This window comes from Agrobacterium leguminum, assembly GCF_005144435.2.
Classification (GTDB): Bacteria; Pseudomonadota; Alphaproteobacteria; order Rhizobiales; family Rhizobiaceae; genus Agrobacterium; species Agrobacterium leguminum.
This window is the reverse complement of sequence record NZ_CP120212.1, coordinates 1,685,621-1,703,891: the sequence shown is the minus strand read 5'-3', so window position 1 is coordinate 1,703,891 and position 18,271 is coordinate 1,685,621. Positions and strand designations below refer to the sequence as shown.

General features: G+C 60.0%; 18 protein-coding genes. 6 read left to right on the top strand and 12 right to left on the bottom strand.

Annotated features, from left to right (window positions below; translation table 11 throughout):
• Positions 1-122: 122 nt before the first annotated feature.
• The 4 genes from CFBP4996_RS22360 (at position 123) to CFBP4996_RS22345 (ending at position 4,524) form a co-directional block, all read left to right on the top strand.
• The gene (locus tag CFBP4996_RS22360; RefSeq protein ID WP_080853760.1) at positions 123-1,049 is read left to right on the top strand and encodes an MYG1 family protein; all 927 of its coding nucleotides are present in this window, start codon (positions 123-125) and stop codon (positions 1,047-1,049) included.
• Positions 1,050-1,271: 222 nt separating this feature from the next.
• Positions 1,272-1,820 (top strand): TRAP transporter small permease subunit, encoded by a 549-nt coding sequence (locus CFBP4996_RS22355; protein ID WP_059761233.1) that lies wholly within the window; start codon positions 1,272-1,274, stop codon positions 1,818-1,820.
• 14 nt (positions 1,821-1,834) lie between these two features.
• Positions 1,835-3,343, top strand: a complete 1,509-nt coding sequence (locus CFBP4996_RS22350) for a TRAP transporter large permease (protein WP_162936123.1) — start codon at positions 1,835-1,837, stop codon at positions 3,341-3,343.
• Between the two features lie 68 nt (positions 3,344-3,411).
• Positions 3,412-4,524, top strand: a complete 1,113-nt coding sequence (locus tag CFBP4996_RS22345; protein ID WP_080853761.1) for a TRAP transporter substrate-binding protein — start codon at positions 3,412-3,414, stop codon at positions 4,522-4,524.
• A 63-nt stretch (positions 4,525-4,587) separates the two neighbouring features.
• On the opposite strand, the gene mctR is transcribed toward CFBP4996_RS22345, so the two are convergent.
• The 3 genes from mctR to CFBP4996_RS22330 all read right to left on the bottom strand — a co-directional run bounded on the left by mctR (position 4,588) and on the right by CFBP4996_RS22330 (position 8,077).
• On the bottom strand, positions 4,588-5,220 hold the full coding sequence (gene mctR / locus CFBP4996_RS22340; protein ID WP_059761235.1) for a two-component system response regulator MctR: 633 nt from the start codon (positions 5,218-5,220) through the stop codon (positions 4,588-4,590).
• Positions 5,217-6,614, bottom strand: coding sequence for a two-component system sensor histidine kinase MctS (gene mctS / locus CFBP4996_RS22335; RefSeq protein WP_065654905.1), 1,398 nt, complete (start codon positions 6,612-6,614; stop codon positions 5,217-5,219). Before mctS ends, mctR begins: the two co-directional genes overlap by 4 nt.
• Before the next feature lie 179 nt (positions 6,615-6,793).
• Positions 6,794-8,077 carry a cystathionine gamma-synthase family protein gene (locus CFBP4996_RS22330; protein WP_080853762.1) on the bottom strand — a complete coding sequence of 428 codons (1,284 nt, stop codon included), beginning with the start codon at positions 8,075-8,077 and terminating at the stop codon, positions 6,794-6,796.
• Positions 8,078-8,200: 123 nt separating this feature from the next.
• On the opposite strand from CFBP4996_RS22330, the gene CFBP4996_RS22325 reads away from it, so the two are divergent.
• Positions 8,201-8,659, top strand: coding sequence for an Lrp/AsnC family transcriptional regulator (locus CFBP4996_RS22325; RefSeq protein ID WP_003521846.1), 459 nt, complete (start codon positions 8,201-8,203; stop codon positions 8,657-8,659).
• Between the two features lie 55 nt (positions 8,660-8,714).
• Here the strand turns inward: CFBP4996_RS22325 and CFBP4996_RS22320 are convergent, their stop codons facing one another.
• A complete protein-coding gene (locus CFBP4996_RS22320) occupies positions 8,715-10,403 on the bottom strand; it encodes a dihydroxyacetone kinase family protein (RefSeq protein ID WP_080853763.1) in 1,689 nt (562 codons plus the stop codon).
• A gap of 235 nt (positions 10,404-10,638) precedes the next feature.
• Between CFBP4996_RS22320 and CFBP4996_RS22315 the strand changes: the two genes are divergently transcribed.
• Positions 10,639-11,001 (top strand): hypothetical protein, encoded by a 363-nt coding sequence (locus tag CFBP4996_RS22315; protein ID WP_020809082.1) that lies wholly within the window; start codon positions 10,639-10,641, stop codon positions 10,999-11,001.
• A gap of 249 nt (positions 11,002-11,250) precedes the next feature.
• Here CFBP4996_RS22315 and CFBP4996_RS22310 read toward each other — a convergent pair whose 3' ends face one another.
• The 8 genes from CFBP4996_RS22310 to CFBP4996_RS22275 all read right to left on the bottom strand — a co-directional run bounded on the left by CFBP4996_RS22310 (position 11,251) and on the right by CFBP4996_RS22275 (position 18,234).
• Positions 11,251-11,439 carry a hypothetical protein gene (locus tag CFBP4996_RS22310; RefSeq protein ID WP_059761246.1) on the bottom strand — a complete coding sequence of 63 codons (189 nt, stop codon included), beginning with the start codon at positions 11,437-11,439 and terminating at the stop codon, positions 11,251-11,253.
• A gap of 31 nt (positions 11,440-11,470) precedes the next feature.
• Positions 11,471-12,400 carry an electron transfer flavoprotein subunit alpha/FixB family protein gene (locus CFBP4996_RS22305; RefSeq protein ID WP_080853765.1) on the bottom strand — a complete coding sequence of 310 codons (930 nt, stop codon included), beginning with the start codon at positions 12,398-12,400 and terminating at the stop codon, positions 11,471-11,473.
• 25 nt (positions 12,401-12,425) lie between these two features.
• Positions 12,426-13,172 carry an electron transfer flavoprotein subunit beta/FixA family protein gene (locus CFBP4996_RS22300; RefSeq protein ID WP_003520827.1) on the bottom strand — a complete coding sequence of 249 codons (747 nt, stop codon included), beginning with the start codon at positions 13,170-13,172 and terminating at the stop codon, positions 12,426-12,428.
• Positions 13,173-13,260: 88 nt separating this feature from the next.
• The gene (locus tag CFBP4996_RS22295) at positions 13,261-13,980 is read right to left on the bottom strand and encodes an ABC transporter ATP-binding protein (protein WP_080853766.1); all 720 of its coding nucleotides are present in this window, start codon (positions 13,978-13,980) and stop codon (positions 13,261-13,263) included.
• Entirely contained in the window at positions 13,980-14,795 is an 816-nt protein-coding gene (locus CFBP4996_RS22290; RefSeq protein WP_080853767.1) for an ABC transporter ATP-binding protein, read from the bottom strand. The genes CFBP4996_RS22295 and CFBP4996_RS22290 overlap by 1 nt, the downstream gene beginning before the upstream one ends.
• Positions 14,792-16,108, bottom strand: a complete 1,317-nt coding sequence (gene livM / locus CFBP4996_RS22285; RefSeq protein WP_080853768.1) for a high-affinity branched-chain amino acid ABC transporter permease LivM — start codon at positions 16,106-16,108, stop codon at positions 14,792-14,794. Before livM ends, CFBP4996_RS22290 begins: the two co-directional genes overlap by 4 nt.
• Positions 16,109-16,115: 7 nt before the next feature.
• Positions 16,116-17,033, bottom strand: a complete 918-nt coding sequence (locus CFBP4996_RS22280; RefSeq protein ID WP_059757520.1) for an ABC transporter permease subunit — start codon at positions 17,031-17,033, stop codon at positions 16,116-16,118.
• Positions 17,034-17,115: 82 nt separating this feature from the next.
• Positions 17,116-18,234: an ABC transporter substrate-binding protein gene (locus CFBP4996_RS22275; RefSeq protein ID WP_080853769.1), complete on the bottom strand. Its 1,119-nt coding sequence runs from the start codon at positions 18,232-18,234 to the stop codon at positions 17,116-17,118.
• Between the last annotated feature and the right edge of the window lie 37 nt (positions 18,235-18,271).

Here is an 18,271-nt window from a genome sequence, read left to right as displayed (position 1 = left end):
ACGTCCAGCATATCGTTGCTTTTTGCCTCCATGGCGAATGGCGGGTTGAGATGCAGTCCGGCAAAGGGTATCAGGTGCCACTCCCAGGCGGAGCTTCCGCAAGCAACAAGGCGCATCCTGACATGATCCCGGACTTCCTCGTCACCCATTCCGGTGGCTTCCATGCCGACGAACTGCTGTCGAGCGTCGTGCTGACCCGGCTTTTCCCGCAGGCACGCCTGATCCGCAGCAGGGCGCCCGAATGGATCGCACCTGGCGCAGACCGCATCGTCTATGACGTCGGCGGTGTTTATGACGCGGCGAAGGGCGCCTTCGATCACCACCAGCGCGGCGCACCGTTGCGGGAGGACGGTCAGCCCTATAGTTCGTTCGGACTGATCTGGAAGCATTTCGGCCGCGATTATCTTGCCGCCTTCGGCGTTCCTGAAGACCATATCGAAACCGTTCACGCCTCTTTCGATGCCGGCTTCGTGCTGCCGGTCGATCTGGTCGACAATGGCGCGCTCAGCCCCTCCACCGCGGGGGCACTCGCCGGGCTGATCCTGCCAGTCCTGCTAGAAACTCTGAAACCTGTTTTCGACGAGACAGATCCCGAAGCGGACAATCGCAGTTTCCACGCGGCGCTGGCCATCGCCCGCAGCTTCGTGGAGGCAAAGATTGCCAACAGCGCCGCGAAATTGCGAGCTGAAGCGCTCGTGAGCCAGGCTATCGTGGATGCCGGCGAGGGACATATTCTGGAACTGCCGATGGGAATGCCGTTTCGGCCCGCCATCAAGAAGGCGGGTGCCGACCATTTGCTCTTCGTCGTTCATCCACGCAACAACGACTGGTGCCTGACGGGCATCCGCCGCGCGGATGAAGGCTTTGAACTGCGGGCGGATCTGCCGGCGGCCTGGGCCGGCCTGACGGACAAAGATCTGGAAGCGGTTTGCGGCGTCGAAGGCGCGAGCTTTTGCCACAACGGTCGATTTGTCGCGGCGGCCAGAACCCGCGATGCTGCACTCGCCATGGCGGAGCTGGCGGTAAAAGAGGCGACCGCAGCCAAATAGTGACATGGTAGCTGACCGTGCAACCACGCATTTGGGCCGGCAGCGGGAAGCGAAATTAAGCCCCGATGCGGGTTTTGGTCTTGCTCATACCCAGTTCTCGGTACGTCTCAGGAAATTCGCCGGCGCGCGCCCTTGAGCGTCAGGCCACCGTGGTTATCCTGCCCGAATTATGGCGGTCACACACGTATTGAGGAGTACGCGGCCGCTTTCGGGGAGGATATCATGAAGTTTCTGTTGGCCGTTTCGCGCGCCATCGATGCCGCCAATGCAGCCATTGGCAAAGGCATTTCCTGGCTGCTTCTCGCGGCTATTTTCATCAGCGCCATCAATGCCGTCATGCGCAAGGCGTTTTCGATGAGTTCCAACGCCTGGCTTGAATCGCAGTGGTATTTGTTTTCCGCCGTGTTTCTGATCGCCGCCGCCTACACGCTTCTTAACAACGAGCATGTGAAGGTCGATCTGGTCTACGGAAATCTTCCGCGCAAGGGGCAGCTGTGGGTCGACATACTCGGGACCATCTTCTTTCTCATGCCCTTCTGCCTCATCACGGTCTATCTCTCCTGGCCGGTGTTTCTGCAGAAACTTGCTTCCGGTGAGGTTTCAAACAACACGGGCGGCCTCATTCAATGGCCCGTCTGGGCGCTGATACCGATTGGCTTCAGCCTCCTCGCCATTCAGGGCGTTTCGGAACTCATCAAGCGTGTCGCGATCCTGCGCGGCGATATCCCCGATCCCGTTGCAGAGGCCGATGCCGCAGCGGCAATGCTCTGATCGAAGGAAAAACAATAATGGCATTCATTGCGGAAAATCTCGCGCCCATCATGTTTGCGGCGCTCATCATCGTGCTGTTGCTCGGCTATCCCGTGGCCTTCGCGCTGGCCTTTGTAGGCTTTTTCTTCGGCTTCATCGGGATCGAACTCGGCCTGCTGCCGGCGACGCTGTTCCAGGCCATTCCCGATCGCATATTCGGCCAGATGTCGAACGAAACGCTGCTGGCGATACCGTTCTTCACCTTCATGGGGCTCATTCTTGAAAAGAGCGGTATGGCGGAGGATTTGCTGGACACGATCGGCCAGCTGTTTGGACCGGTCCGCGGCGGCATTGCGTTTGCCGTGATCTTCGTCGGGGCAATTCTGGCCGCCACCACCGGCGTCGTCGCCGCCTCGGTTATCTCGATGGGCCTCATCTCGCTTCCCATCATGTTGCGCTATGGTTATGACCGCAAGGTCGCCGCCGGCACGATCGCGGCTTCCGGCACACTGGCGCAGATCATCCCGCCCAGCCTCGTATTGATCGTGCTGGCCGACCAGCTCGGCCGTTCGGTGGGCGACATGTACAAGGGCGCGCTCGTTCCGGGTCTGATGCTCGTGGCGGCCTATACGCTTTATATCATCGTGACCTCGATCATCAGCCCTGCGAAAGTCCCGGCCCTGCCGCTGGAGGCGCGGACCCTGCGCGGTACCAAGCTGCTGCTCAAGGTCATCACCTCGCTGGTGCCGCCGCTCGTCTTGATATTCCTCGTGCTCGGCACGATCTTCCTCGGGATCGCCACCCCCACGGAAGGCGGCGCCATGGGTGCTGTCGGCGCGCTCGCCCTTGCGCTTGCCAACCGCAAGCTCAATTTCGGCCTGATCCAGCAGTCGCTCCACGCCACGGCAAAGCTGTCGTCCTTCGTGCTGCTCATCCTGCTCGGCGCGCGCGTCTTTTCCCTGACCTTCTATGGCGTGAACGGCCACGTCTGGGTCGAGCATCTGATGACGTCGATCCCGGGCGGCGAGATCGGCTTCCTGATCGTCGCCAACCTGCTGGTCTTTTTCCTGGCCTTCTTCCTCGATTATTTCGAGCTGGCCTTCATCATCATCCCGCTGCTGGCGCCGGTCGCCGATGCGCTTGGCATCGACCTGATCTGGTTTGGTGTGATGCTGGCGGTCAACATGCAGACGTCGTTCATGCACCCGCCCTTCGGTTTCTCGCTGTTCTTCCTGCGGTCCGTCGCACCGACGCGGGCCTATAAGGACCGGATCACGGGACAGACCATCCAACCGGTCACCTCGTCCCAGATCTATCTGGGCGCCATTCCCTATCTGTTCATCCAGCTGACCATGGTCGTCATCATCATCGCCTTCCCCGGCATCGTGATGCACTACAAGTCAGGCGCCAAGGTGGCGGATCCTTCGTCCGTCCATATCAACGTTCCCATGCCGAGTGCGGGAACGGACGCCGATCCCTTCGCCAATCCTTTCTCGGCACCCGGCAACAGCGCACCGAGCTTCGGAAAGCCGGCCACCCCCTGACAATCGGCCGGGCGCAAAAGCGCCCGCCGCAACAAACATCGCTGACGTTCAATAGGAGGAGGTAATCTATGAAGGTCAACCCAGGTCGCAGACAACTCTTGTCGGGCGGCGTACTTGCAGGGGCGGCTGCGGCTGCTTCGGCACTTGCGACACCCGCCATAGCCCAGTCTTTGCCAACCATTCGCTGGCGTCTCACGTCCGGCTTCCCGAACAATCTGGACACGATCTATGGCGGCGCCGTCGTCATGGCCAATGCATTGAAGGCCATTACGGGCGGCAAGTTCGAAATCCAGGTCTTCCAGGCCGGTGAAATCGTTCCCGGCGCCCAGGCCATCGACGCCGTAAAAGCCAATACGGTCGAGATTTCCCATACCTGCGGCTATTATTTCACCGGGAAAGATCCGACATTCGCCATCGGTTCGACCATCCCCTTCGGCCTGAACGCCCGCCAGCAGAACGCATGGCTCTACCATGGCGGCGGCAACGAGGCTTACAACGAATTCCTTTCCGATTACGGCGTCATCGGCATTCCCGGTGGAGCGACGGGCGCCCAGATGGGCGGCTGGTATCGCAAGGAGATCAAGAGCATCGAGGATATCAAGGGCCTCAAGATGCGTATTGCCGGCGTCGCGGGACAGGTGCTCGCCAAGCTTGGCGCGGTGCCGCAGCAGCTTCCGGGCGGCGACATCTATCCGGCGCTGGAACGGGGCACCATAGATGCCGCGGAATGGGTCGGTCCCTATGACGACGAAAAGCTCGGCTTCTACCAGATCGCGCCTTATTACTATTATCCCGCGTTCTGGGAAGGTGGGCTGACGATCCACTTCTTCGTCAACAAGGACCAATACGCAGCATTGCCTGATGAATACAAGGCAGCGCTCGACACCGCCTGCAAGGCCGCCAACATCAACATGCAGGCGCTGTACGACGTCAAGAACAAGGATGCGATCCGCTCGCTGGTTTCCAAGGGCACGCAGCTTCGCCCGCTGCCCCGCGATGTGCTCGACGCCGCCTACAAGGCGACCTTCGAGCTTTATGACGAGTACACGCAGAAGCATCCCGCATGGGCCAAGATCTATCCGGGCTGGAAGAAGTTCCGCGACGAGAGCTTCGAATGGTTCCGCGTTGCCGAATATACCTATGACAGCTACGGCTATGCCATGCAGACGGCCGGCAAATAAGCCGACATAGACTTTACCGAGGCCCCTGGATGGCGACATTCCGGGGCCTCGGACCTCTAGCGGCTATTCTTTGATAAGCCCGTTATCGATCGCATAGCGGATGAGACCGGCAGTCGTCGCTATATCCAGTTTCCTCTTGATATTCTTGCGATGGGTTTCCATCGTGCGCTCGGCGATGTCGAGCGCCAGGGCAGCGTCGCGATTGCTCTTTCCGCGCGCGATCAGCAACAGAACTTCCTGCTCGCGTGTCGTCAGCGCCTTCAGCCTGCCCGAAGACCCCTCCATCAGCACATCGCGAACGCCAGAGGAAAAATAGGTGCCGCCGGCAGCCACGGTTTCGATTGCGGCGACTATTTCTTCGGTCGCCACATCCTTCAGAATGTAACCGGCCGCACCATACATGACCGAGGTCGATATATATTCCCGGCTGTCATGCATCGACAGCATCAGCACCCGGGCGGAAAGCTGTTTTTCCTTGAACAATTCCAAGGCATCGATGCCATTGATCTGCGGCATATTGATATCCATCAGCACCACATCGGGCCGCGTGGCGACAGCCGCGTCGATACCGGCCATGGCGGACACCGCGGTTCCAACGACTGCGAGATGCTCATAAGTCTCGAGGACGGCCCTCAATCCATCCAGAACCAGAGGATGGTTGTCGATCAACAACACACGGATCGGATGAACGGTCACTCGGCGGCCTCCTGTAGGCCGCTATTGCGATCCTTCATGGCTGTGATGGGCAGCACCGCCCGCAGAACGGTTCCCCTGGCGGAGCTTTCGACATCCAGCCTGCCCCCGAAATGCGTCATGCGTTCCTGCATGTTTCTCAAACCGAGCCCCTTGCTCGCCGGCATCCCGTTCTCTGTCCGAACGGCCGGAAATCCACGGCCATTGTCGCTGACATCCATCTGGACCCGTTCATCGCGGCTGGAAAACCGGATTGCGACCTGCGTCGCGTCGGCATGGCGCTCGATATTGGTCAGCGCCTCCTGTGCGACACGGTAAAGCGCAACCCGTGCCTCCGGGACAAGCATATGCTTGAAGGCCACGGATTCAAGCGTCGCCGCAATTCCCGTGCGTTCGGAAAAACTCGAGATCAGGGATTCCAGAGCTGCCGTCAGCCCCAGATCGTCGAGGACACGCGGGCGAAGATCGTGGGAGATGCGGCGGACTTCCTTGATCGCTTCGTTCAGCGCAATGGCGCCTTTGCCGATTGCCTCGACAGCGCCGACATTATCCGGCGTGACCTTGCGCCGCGCGAGATCGATCGCAAAACGCACGCCGACGAGATTTTGGGAAATGCCGTCATGCAGCTCCCGGGCAATGCGCAGACGCTCCTCCTCCTGGGTATCGATGATCCTTTGCATCAATTCCTTGAGCCGACCATCCGCCAGCCGCTGCTGGCGCAGATTGAGCAGCATGCAGGTGGCAAAGACCAGCAATACGGCGGGAACCGCAAACAGGGCGACGATCAGGAAGTTCCAGGTGATAGAATGCCGCAACTCCTCCTTCGCCGCCGCCGTCGTCGCAAAAACGTCGTCGAGGTAAACGCCGGTACCTATCATCCAGCGCCATTTGTCGAGGCCGGCCGCAAAGGAAAGCTTGTCGGCCATTTTTTTGGTGGAGGGCTTTTCCCACTTGTACTGGACCAGCCCTCCCCCCTTTTTCGCCTCGACGATCAGATCGTAGATCACCCGGTTGCCATCGGGATCGTGGAGATCAAGCCAGTTGTTCCCCGGACGGAAATTCTGTCGCGGATGGACCACGTTCAGCCCGTCATAGTCATAGACGAAGAAATAGCCGTCAGTGCCGTAATCGAGACCGGTCAGGATGCGCTTGACCTCTTCCTTCGCGGCCTCGTCATCAGGCCCTGCCCTGTCATAGACCGAGCGGATCGCCGAAAGGGCAAGATTGGTGAGGTTAAGGAGTTCAGCCTCCTTTGCAGCGAGCATGTTGCGTTCGAACGCATCGATGCTCGTGCGCGCCAACGTCATGGACTGCCACGTAATCAGCGCTGTGATGACGATAATCGCAAGAACGAGAGGCCCGATGGCCAATGCGAGAATCTGGCTCCTGAGTTTCATGCGCCCCCCGACACATTCATCTTGCACACTTCACTTCATAACACGTAATGCCGCAAATCGGCGGCGTTGGAAAGCGAGCCGCGCAACGCGACCGTGAGTGACCCTATCCAGGTTTGTAACCTGAGGGCAGCCTTCAATCATTTCTGTGGCGCGTGGGGTAAGCGGCGTTCCTGTTTTCGTCAGGCCTGATCCAGGGCAAGGGTCAGGTCGGCGACAAGATCGTCGGGATGTTCGATGCCGATTGACAGCCGGATCGTGGAATCCAGCACACCGATGCGCTGGCGGACATCGGCAGGAACTCCCGAATGCGTCATCGTTGCGGGGTGAGAGGCAAGAGACTCCGTGCCGCCGAGACTTACCGCGAGTTTGAATATGTTGAGCGCATTGAGGAATTTGAAAGATGCGGCCTGCCCGCCGACGATGTCGAACGAGAAGGTCGATCCCGCGCCGGTGCATTGGGCGGCAAACACCCTGCCAACCGCGGATGCCGGATCGCTGAACGGCAGGTAATGGATCTTCTCGACCTTGGGATGCGCATTCAGGAATTCCGCCACGACCCTGGCGTTGCTGTCCGCCCGCTCCATCCGGATCTGCAGCGTCTCAAGGGAACGTCCGAGCATCCAGCACGAGTGCGGATCGAGCTGCGTGCCGATTGCTCCACGCAACGCCTTCACCTGTTTCATGATATCCTTCCGGCCGAGAGCTGCCCCGGCAATAAGGTCGGAATGCCCGCCAACATACTTCGTCAGCGAATAGAGCGAGATGTCCGCACCGTATTCGATGGGCCGCTGGAACACCGGGCCGAGAAGCGTATTATCGCAGGCGATGATCGGCCTGTGCCCCTGCCTTTTACCGATCACGTCGGCGACCCGGCTCATCATCGAAATATCGACAATGCTGTTTGTCGGATTGGCGGGGGTCTCGATGAGGATGACGGAGACCCTGCCTTTCGCCATCGCCTCTTCTGCGGCAGCCATCACCGAGGTCTCGCTGACACCATCGGCGAACCCCACCGCCGAGACGCCGAAATTATGGAAGGTCTTGGCCAGCAGGGTCTCCGTGCCGCCATACAGCGGCTGGGAATGGAGCACGGTGTCACCGGGCCGCACAAAGGCGAAAAGCGTTGTTGAAATGGCGGACATGCCCGAGGAGAACAGCGCACAGCTCTCCGTGCGCTCATAAACGGCAAGACGATCCTCGACGATCTCGCTGTTCGGATGGTTGAAGCGCGAATAGACGAGGCCCGCGCCCCTGCCCTCCGGCGGCTCCTTGCGCCCGGAGACGTAGTCGAAGAAGTCGCGCCCGTCTTCCGCCGACTTGAAAACGAAGGTCGATGTCAGGAACACGGGAGGCTTTACGGCGCCCTCCGACAATTCCGGATCATAACCGTAATTGAGCATCTGGGTTTCAGGATGGAGAGCGTGGTTGCCGATATGGGTTTTGGACGGATGCGGCGCGGTCATTTCCGATGATCCCTCAGCTGGCGTTGAACTACCTGCAGGTTACACGCAGTGAAACCAAAATACCTTGCATTCTGAAGCGTCGAGTTGTCTCATGAAGCAATATATTGCGGAGAACGGTCATTTATGTCGCAAAAAATTGCAGACCCGATCGACAGGCGGATACTCAAGGAATTGTCTGCCGATGCGCGGATCACGAACAACGAACTTGCCGAGCGGGTTGGACTGTCCGCATCGGCGTGCCTGCGGCGGCTTCGACGCCTGGAGGAGATGGGCGCCATCAAAGGGTACTCCGCGATCATCAATCCGGCAATCGAGGGATGGACCATGACCGCCCTTGCGTCCGTCCGCCTAAGCCGCCAGCACGATGACGAAATCCGGATGTTCGAGGCGGCCGTTCTTGACTGGGACGAGGTTCTCGAATGTCATCTGGTCACGGGTCCGAGAGACTACATGCTCAAGGTCATGTGCGGTGGGCTGGAGGATTACGAGCGTTTCATCAAGGACAAGATTGCAAAGCTGAAATGCGTCGAGACCATCGAGACCAGCTTCGTCATGAACACGATCAAGGCGCGGCGCATCTGAGCGTCGCGGCCACGGCGGCAATCCGCTTTCTCATCCGGCCCGCCGCCCATCGACGCTAATCGTTCCCGATTGCTTCAAGCCAGATGCTGACGGCGACCGCTCCCGCATCGGGATGTCCTATAGCCCGCTCGCCAAGATAGCTCGCGCGCCCGAGCCGCGGCTTCATCGACGCCGTCGCCTCGGCGCCTGCGATGCCTGCCGCCGAGGCGGATCGCCAGGCCACGTCGGCCGAAGCTCCGGCTGCGAGCTTGTCCCGGAATGTCTCTGCCGCCGGATGAAGCGCATCTATCATCGTACGGTCCCCCGGTTTCGCACCACCGAGTTCCGAGACCGCGAGAACGGCAGCCACGAACGCCTCCGCCATCTTTTGGGCCGTCGGCTTTTCGATCCCGGCAAGATGGCGCGAAGCGCGCATCAGGCCCGTGGCGTAAAAGGGGCCGGAGCTTCCACCGATTGCCTTCCGCATCGCGTTTGCCATCGCCATCAAGCCACCGGACACATCTGCGAAGCTCTCCCCGGGCAGCGCCAATATTGCTTCGGCGCCTCGCACCATGCTTGTCCCAAGGTCACCGTCGCCCGTAACACTGTCGAGCTGCGTCAGTTTAGGCTCTGCGACGATCAGGGCTCGGGCGACCCGCTCCGCCGCAGAACGCAGTCGCTCACCGGCGGCAGTTATCCTGATTTCCGCAGTCACGCTCTTCTCGACACCTGCCGAAGGCAAGACGCGGTTGCGGTTCACCGCACCGCCGCGCGGCCATGCGCCGGCGTCTGTTGGCGCATCCATGAGGTTGAGCATTGCGTCGTCCACATGCATGACCGACAGGGAAAAGCCGGGCATGTCGAGGGCGGAGAGGAAGGTACCCGCCCATGCCCGTTCGACCACGACGCCCTTTGCTTCCAGGCGTGTGACGGCGGATCGCGCCACGACCGCAAGTTCCATTGGCGGCGTCGATCCCAGTCCGTTGACCAGAAGCGCAACCCGGTCTCCGCTCTTCAGCCTGCCATCGGCTTCGATCGTCTCGAGGACCAGCTTCACGAGCTCGTCCGCCGATGCGATGGACATCCGCCGGACGCCCTGCTCGCCATGGATGCCGAGCCCGACTTCGATTTCAGCGTCGCCAAGGACAAAGCCCGGCCTGCCGACGGCAGGGAGCGTGCAGGACCCCAGCGATATTCCCATGGAGGACAATTTTCCGGCGGCTTCCCGGGCGATGCGGGCCACCTCTTGAAGGGGAAGCCCCTGCTCCGCGGCCGCGCCGGCGAGTTTGTGCACAAGCACTGTGCCTGCAATACCCCGGCGGCGATCGTCGGGAACTGTGTCCTTCAACGCAACGTCATCGGCAACGACCACGATCTCGACCGGAATTCCTTCAGCTCGCGCCAGCTCGGCCGCCAATCCGAAATTCAGCCGATCGCCGGTGTAGTTCTTGACGATAACCAGAGCGCCGGCGGGTCCGGCCGCAGCCCTGATGCCGGCAAGAACCGCATCGGTGCTTGGCGAGGTGAAGACATCGCCTGCCACCGCAACGGTGAGCATGCCCGCGCCGACATAACCCGCATGGGCTGGTTCATGGCCACTGCCACCGCCCGACAGCACCGCCACCCTGCGCTTTTCCGGGGCCAGAAGGCCAGACCGGATAACGACATTCTCATCCGCAAGCAGGACCGTCGCGGGGCTGAGGGCCACCACGCCTTCGAGCATGTCCCGCACAACGGTGGCTGGATCGTTGATGAGTTTCTTCATGCCTTACTCCTCGATACAGTTCGTTGGCCGGCGGGGACGCGCACGTGCCCTGCTGACCGTGAACAAGCACGATCTTCCGACCAATTTCAAGTTCCGGGCATTCGCACTCGCGACATCGATTGAGGGCGCGCGAGGGAAACACAGGTGCATATCCGCCATTGCCTCTCGCGGCGGAGGCGCTATCATGATGGCGCTGTAGGGCGGTAAGCTTTGGGAGGAGCGATACGTGAGACGGATGTGGCCAGACGAATTTGCGTTTCTGCTGGACGGTGCAGAAGAGGTTGACCTACATATTCCATCGGCGGCGCATGACGATGGTTCGCCCGGAAAAACAATATCCAGAAAGGCCTTGAAAGCCCGGATCAGCCAGCAGGATTTTGAAAATATCTGGCATCTCGCAGAGGCCCGCTACCGGCTGAACGGCAGGTTCTCCGACAAGGCGATTACGCTGATCGCCAACAACCCCCACTACCAGAAATGGCACCCCTCCGACGGCGGCAGCATCGAAAGCGTCTCCGATAGCGGTCAGAAGTACACGACACGCTATGTGATCGTGCACTTTCTTCTGGATGATGTCAGCGAAGCTGTCGAAGCCTGAAATCAGGAGAGGCGGTTCCTGCCAGTGACAGTGCGGAGCGTTTGTGTTGCAACGGGACGAAGAGATTTCGGATAGCTGAAAACAGCGACATTAAGTCGTTGCAAGCCGCCGGCGGATCGGAAACCCTGCATTGCCCGCTCCCGTTGTCACAGTGGCAGGTGCCTCCGCAGGACCCGCGCCAACGATCGCAACGTCGAATTCAATCGCTTCGCGTTCGGGCGCAATGCACGGAGTTGCCATTTTGCGCGGTCAGTCCAAAAATACATGCTTGAGAAATCGGCGGATGCGGGCAAACAAACCCTGCTGCATTCCCTCACATTTTCTGTCGGGCAAGTTACGGTTTTGGGAAGGCTTCTTCGCTTCATCAACGGCGGGTGCGATTTCATTTCTTCGAATTTGCTCGGCATGATCGATGCTGATCTGAAATGGCATTTTCATTCCGGCAATCCTCCATGTTGGCGTGATGAAACTACAGCGCCTTCTCGAGTTCCGGCAGCGCCTCGAAGAGGTCTGCGACGAGGCCATAGTCTGCCACCTGGAAGATCGGCGCTTCCTCATCCTTGTTGATGGCGACGATGACCTTCGAATCCTTCATGCCGGCCAGATGCTGGATGGCGCCGGAAATGCCGGCGGCGATGTAAAGCTGCGGCGCAACCACCTTGCCGGTCTGGCCAACCTGCCAGTCGTTCGGCGCATAACCGGCATCGACGGCCGCACGGCTGGCGCCAACGGCGGCACCGAGCTTGTCGGCGACGGGAAGGATGACTTCCTTGAACTTCTCCGAGGAACCGAGCGCCCGGCCACCCGAGATGATGATCTTGGCCGATGTCAGTTCCGGACGGTCGGACGACGCCAGCGCATCGGAAACGAAGCTGGAAAGGCCGGGGTTTGCAGCAGCGCCAATGGTTTCAACCGCTGCCGAGCCGCCTTCGGCTGCGGCTGCAAAGGCGGTCGGACGCACGGTGATGACCTTCTTCGCATCGGTCGCCTGCACCGTCTGGATGGCGTTGCCGGCATAGATCGGCCGCTTGAAGGTGTCAGGGCTGACGACCTCGATGATTTCCGAGACCTGCGCGACGTCAAGAAGGGCCGCAACGCGCGGCGTCACGTTCTTGGCCGAGGCGGTCGCCGGGGCAATGATGACGTCATAGGAAGGCGCAAGCGAAACGATCAGCGCCGCCAGTGGTTCTGCCAGTGCATTGGCATAGGAGGCGTCGTCGGCGAGCAGCACCTTGGATACGCCGGAAAGTTTCGCCGCTGCGTCAGCTGCACCCTTTGCACCGGAACCGGCGACGAGAACATGGACGTCGCCGCCAATTTGCGTTGCCGCCGTCAGCGTCTTGCCCGTCAGGTCGGAAAGGGTTGCGTTGTCGTGTTCTGCCAGAAGAAGAATGGCCATAAGAATATCTCCCTTTTCCGAAACCTTAGAGGACGCCGTCGGCTTTGAGTTTTTCGACCAGCTCGGCAACCGAGCCGACCTTGATGCCGGCCTTGCGGCCTGCCGGCTCTTCGGTCTTCAGCACCTTCAGGCGCGGCGAAACATCGACGCCGAAATCGGCCGGCGCCTTCTTGTCGAGCGGCTTCTTCTTCGCCTTCATGATGTTCGGCAGCGAAGCATAACGCGGCTCATTGAGACGAAGATCGGTGGTGACGACGGCGGGAAGCTTCAGTTCAACCGTCTGCAGACCGCCATCGACTTCACGGGTGACCGCGACCTTGCCATCGGACGGTACGACCTTGGAGGCGAAGGTGCCCTGGCCCCAGCCGAGCAATGCTGCCAGCATCTGGCCGGTCTGGTTCGAATCGTCATCGATCGCCTGCTTGCCGACGATGACGAGGCCGGGCTGCTCAGCCTCCGCCACACCCTTCAGAAGCTTGGCGACGGCGAGCGGCTCGACCGTCTCGTCGGTCTCGATCAGGATGGCGCGGTCGGCGCCCATGGCGAGCGCGGTACGCAGCGTCTCTTCCGCCTTGGCCGGACCGATGGAGACCACTACAACCTCTTCGGCCTTGCCGGCTTCCTTCAGGCGCAGCGCCTCTTCCACCGAGATTTCGTCGAACGGGTTCATCGACATCTTCACATTCGCAAGCTCAACGCCCGAACCATCCGATTTTACGCGGATCTTAACGTTGTAATCGACGACTCGTTTGACGGGGACAAGGATCTTCATCGGCGGCTTTCCTCAGGCGTGGGTGGGAAAATTTCGGTCGGTATCAACTGAAGCATGCAGCATGGCAAAGCCTGCTCGCGGAGCCTGCTCAGTGCAGGCCGAGATAGGCCTTGCGGACGTCTTCATTGTCGAGAAGCGCTGCACTTTCTCCAGACAGATGGATCCGTCCGTTGACCATCACATAAGCCCGTTGCGACAGTTTCAGCGCATGATTGGCGTTCTGTTCGACCAGAAAGATCGTTTTGCCCATGCTGGCGATCTCGGACAGAACTTCGAACACGCGCTTGACGACGAGCGGCGCAAGGCCAAGCGAGGGCTCGTCGAACAGGATCAGTTCGGGCCGCGCCATCATGGCGCGCGCAATCGCCAGCATCTGCTGTTCGCCGCCCGACATGGTGCCAGCCATCTGGTTGCGGCGCTCCTTCAACCGTGGGAACAGGTCGAACATCGTCGCCCTGTCTTCGTTGAAATGTTCCATCCCGATTGGCGTCGTCCCCATCATCATGTTCTCCTCGACCGACATGTCCTGATAGATCTGCCGGCCTTCCGGCACCAATGCGATGCCGCGTCTGGCGATCCGGTGGGTCGACAACCGCGAGATGTCCTCTCCGCGATGAAGAATACGGCCACCAGTTGCCCGCGGCGATCCGAAGATGGTCGACAGAAGCGTCGTCTTGCCGGCCCCATTTGCACCGATCAGGCTGACGATCTCGCCGGAATGGATATGCACATCGACGGATTTCAGGGCCTCGACCGGCCCGTAATGGGTATGCACGCCAACGAATTCGAGAAGCGGGGTTTGCTGCATCACTGGACCTCTTCTTCGCTGACGCCGAGATAGGCGGCAATCACGGCCGGATCATTTGCCACATGGTCAGGCGTGCCATTGGATATGACTTCGCCGTGGTCGAGCACGACGATATGGTTCGAAATCCGCATCACCAGCCCCATGTCGTGCTCGATGACCAGCACTGTCAGGTCATGGTCGGCCCGCAATATCTGCAGGACCTCGGACAATTCCCTGGTTTCCGCCGGATTGAGGCCGGCAGCCGGCTCGTCGAGGCAGATCAGTTTTGGCGAGGTGCACATGGCACGGGCAATTTCCAGCCGTCGCTGGCGGCCATAGGGCAGTTCACCGGCAAGCCGATTGGCATCCTCGGCAAGATGCATGCGCTCCAGCCAATAATAGGCGCGGTCGACCGCCTCGCGTTCGGCGCGGCGATAGGCAGGTGTCGAAAAGACACCGCTCAGCAGATTGTTGGCGGTCTGCCGGTGCTGAGCCACGAGAAGGTTTTCCACCACCGACATCTCACGAAACAATCGGATGTTCTGGAAGGTGCGGGCGATGCCGGCACGGGTCGCCAGATGCGAGCCGCCGGTAATCGGCCGGGCGATCAGTTCGCCGATATCCTGCGCACCGTTCTCGCCATGCAGAAGGATATTGCCTTCGCTCGCACGATAAAAACCGGTGATGCAGTTGAACATCGTGGTCTTACCGGCCCCGTTGGGGCCTATCAACGCGGTGATTGCGCCTTTTTCGACGGAAAAATTGACGTTGCGGTTAGCAACGATGCCGCCGAAACGCATCGTGACATTGCAAACTTCAAGGAGCGGTGCGGTCATCGGCTTGCCTCCGCATTGGCGCCAAGAACAGGAGACGACGCCCGTTCGGCAGACTTGGACGGGAAGAAGGCCGGCCGCGTGACACGGACGAGGCCGCGCGGTTTCCAGATCATCATCACCACCATCAGCACGCCTAAAACGAAGACACGGTACTCGGCGAAATCGCGCAGGAGCTCGGGAAGAATGGTCAGGACGAGAGCCGCCAGCACCACTCCGACCGTCGACCCGAGACCGCCGAGCACGACAATGGCGAGGATCAGCGCGGATTCGAAAAAGGTGAAGGATGTCGGGTTCACGAAGCCCTGATGGACGGCGAAGAACACACCGGCGAGGCCGCCGGTCGAAGCGCCCAGCATAAAGGCGGAAAGCTTGACGAAGACGTGATTGACGCCGAGAGAGCGGCAGGCGATCTCGTCTTCGCGCAGGGCTTCCCACATGCGGCCGAGCGGCATGACACGCAAACGCTGCACCGCATAGATCACCGCGCAGACGACGAGGAACAGCACCAGATAGATGAACCAGAACTTGTAATCGGCATTGTAGGGAATGCCGAACGCCTCGTGGAAGGGGGTTCCACCCTGGCGCGCCGTGCGGGTGAATTCGAGGCCGAACAGGGTCGGTGGTGGCACCGGTGCGCCGTTCGGACCACCGGTGAAGGCCAGCCAGTTATTGAGCACAAGACGAATGATTTCACCGAAACCAAGCGTGACGATGGCAAGGTAATCGCCATGCATCTTCAGAACCGGAAAGGCGAGGATCATGCCGCAGAGGCCGGCCAGGAACGGAGCAATAATCAGCGCGCTCCAGAAGCCGAGACCGAGATATTGCGAGCCGAGCGCCAGGAGATAAGCGCCGACCGCATAAAAGGCAACGAAACCGAGATCCAGCAGACCGGCAAGGCCAACGACGATATTGAGGCCGAGACCCAGCAGGCAGTAGATCAGGGCGAGGATGGCAATACCCAAAAAATATTTGTCGGCGACGAAAGGCAATGCGAGACCGGCGAGAAACAGGATCGCAAGGAGCAGAGCAGGCGAACGCTCCTGCCCCGATCGCACCGTCACGCCACCGCCGCTGCGGCTCAGTATCGCCGAGATACGCCGGCCGGCCGGCGTCATTGAGGCGACTGACAGCACGACCCTGCCGATGGTAATGATGGCTGCGATCAGAACCGCGTGAACAAGTTCGTTGCGGAAGGTGAAGCCGTCGAGCACCAGGCCGGAAATCGGCCCAACCAGCACGAGCGAAACGCAGAAGGTCAGCAGGGCTTCCTTGCCGAGTTTCAGCAGAGGGTTTTCATGCGTGTTCATCATGGCCTCCTCACACCTTCTGGATTTCAGGCCGCCCGAGCAGGCCATAGGGGCGGAAGAAGAGAAGGACGATCAGCAGGCCAAAGGCGAAAACATCCTTGTAGTCGGTGCTGACGTAACCGGCGAAAAGCGCTTCGGTCAGCCCAAGGAGAACACCGCCCAGCACCGCGCCGGGGAGCGAACCGATCCCGCCGAGCACGGCGGCGGTAAAGGCCTTGATACCCATCACAAAGCCGATGAAGAAATTGAAGGAGCCATAGTTGAACGTCACCAGCGTGCCCCCGACTGCCGCAGTCGATGCGCCGATGACAAAGACGGTGGAGATGATGCGATCGGTATCGACGCCAAGCACCGCGGAAATCTGGCGATTCTGCTGGGTCGCGCGGCACTGCCGTCCGATGCGCGTATGATTGATCACATAGGTCAGGATACCCATGGCGACCAGCGATGCGACCAGAATGATGGTCTGCATATAGGTAATCTGCGCAAAGTGCTCTTCGCCACCGAAGCGGAAGGCGCCCTGTATCAGGATCGGAACGCCCTGGTCACGGGCGCCCTGGGCGATTTGAACATAGCTTTGCAGCATCAGCGAAATGCCGATGGCCGAGATCAGCGGCGCAAGTTTGGTCGAACCGCGCAAAGGCCGGTATGCAACGCGCTCGATCGCCCAGCCGTAGACCGCCGTGATAAAACAGGTGATGACAAGAATGGATATCAGCGCGAAGGGCACTGACTGGATGCCGAAAAAGCTGATGACGGCAAGCACGATCGCCGCGACGTAGGCAGAGACCATGTAAACGTCGCCATGGGCAAAGTTGATCATGCGAATGACGCCATAGACCATGGTATAGCCCACGGCGATGAGACCATAAATGGTGCCCAGCGTGATCCCGTTGATCAGCTGCTGCGCCAAGATGTAAAAATCCATGGCGAACCCCTTTTTTGATTGTTTTTGCCTGCGCAGGCGGGGCCGGCTCGGCCATGCCGACCGGCCCCGGTAACAGGATCGTTTAGTTGCGAACCGGAGCGCCCTTGTCGTCGAAAGAGTAGAAGACGAACTTGAAGTCCTTCACGTCGCCCTTGTCGTTCCAGCCGAGATTACCGACCGCGGACTTGACCGTGTTGGCGTGCAGCCATTTCACCTGATCCTCGATCTTGCCATCCTTGGTGCCCTGAATGGCCGCCACGATGGTCTGGGCGCTGGCATAACCGAACAAGGTGTAGTTGTCGGGCGCGATGTTCTGCTTCTTGAGGTCCGCAAGTGCATCCGCGGATGCCGGATCTTCCTTTGGATCTGCCGCCGACGAATAATAGACACCCTTGAGGTTCTGCGCGCCGCCGGCTGCGGTCACGATTTCGGCCTGGGCAAGCGCATCGCCGCTGACGAAGGCGACGTCCAGTCCCTGTTCGTGAATCTGGCGGATGAGCGGGCCGGCTTCAGGAATGAGGCCGCCAAAATAGACGGCTTTTGCGCCCGAGCTCTTGATCTTGGTGACGAGCGCGTTGAAGTCGCGTTCACCGCGCGTCAGGCCTTCATAAAGAACCGGCTCGACCTTGCGATCGGCAAGCGTCTTCTTCAACGCATCCACGAGGCCCTGACCGTAGGTATCCTTGTCATGGATAAGAGCGATCTTGTCGATCTTCAGCGTGTCGAGGATGAACGAGCCGGCAACCACGGCCTGCTGGTCGTCACGACCGCAGGTACGGAACACCGTTTCGAGGTCGCGATCGGTGACGATCGGGTTGGTCGAGGACGGGGTAACCATGAGGATACCGGCGTCGTTGTAAATTTCCGATGCGGGAATGGTGCTGGACGAGCAGAAGTGGCCGACGAGCGCCTGCACCTTGTCCTGGTCGACAAAACGATTGGCGACCGCGACAGCCTGCTTGGGCTCGCAGGCGTCATCGCCCTTGACCAGCTCCACCTTCTTCCCATCGATGCCGCCGGCCTCGTTGACGTTTTTGATATAGGCAGAAACACCGGTCCACACCTGCTCACCAAAAGTGGCATTGGCACCTGTCATCGGGCCAGCAACGCCGATCTTGATCGTGTCTGCAGCATATCCGCTGGAGACGACAAGAACCGACGCGAAAGCAGCGCCCGCAAGAAGCTTCGAAATAGAATTCATTTTTTAAATCCCTCTGGTTTGGCCCAATGACCGTTAG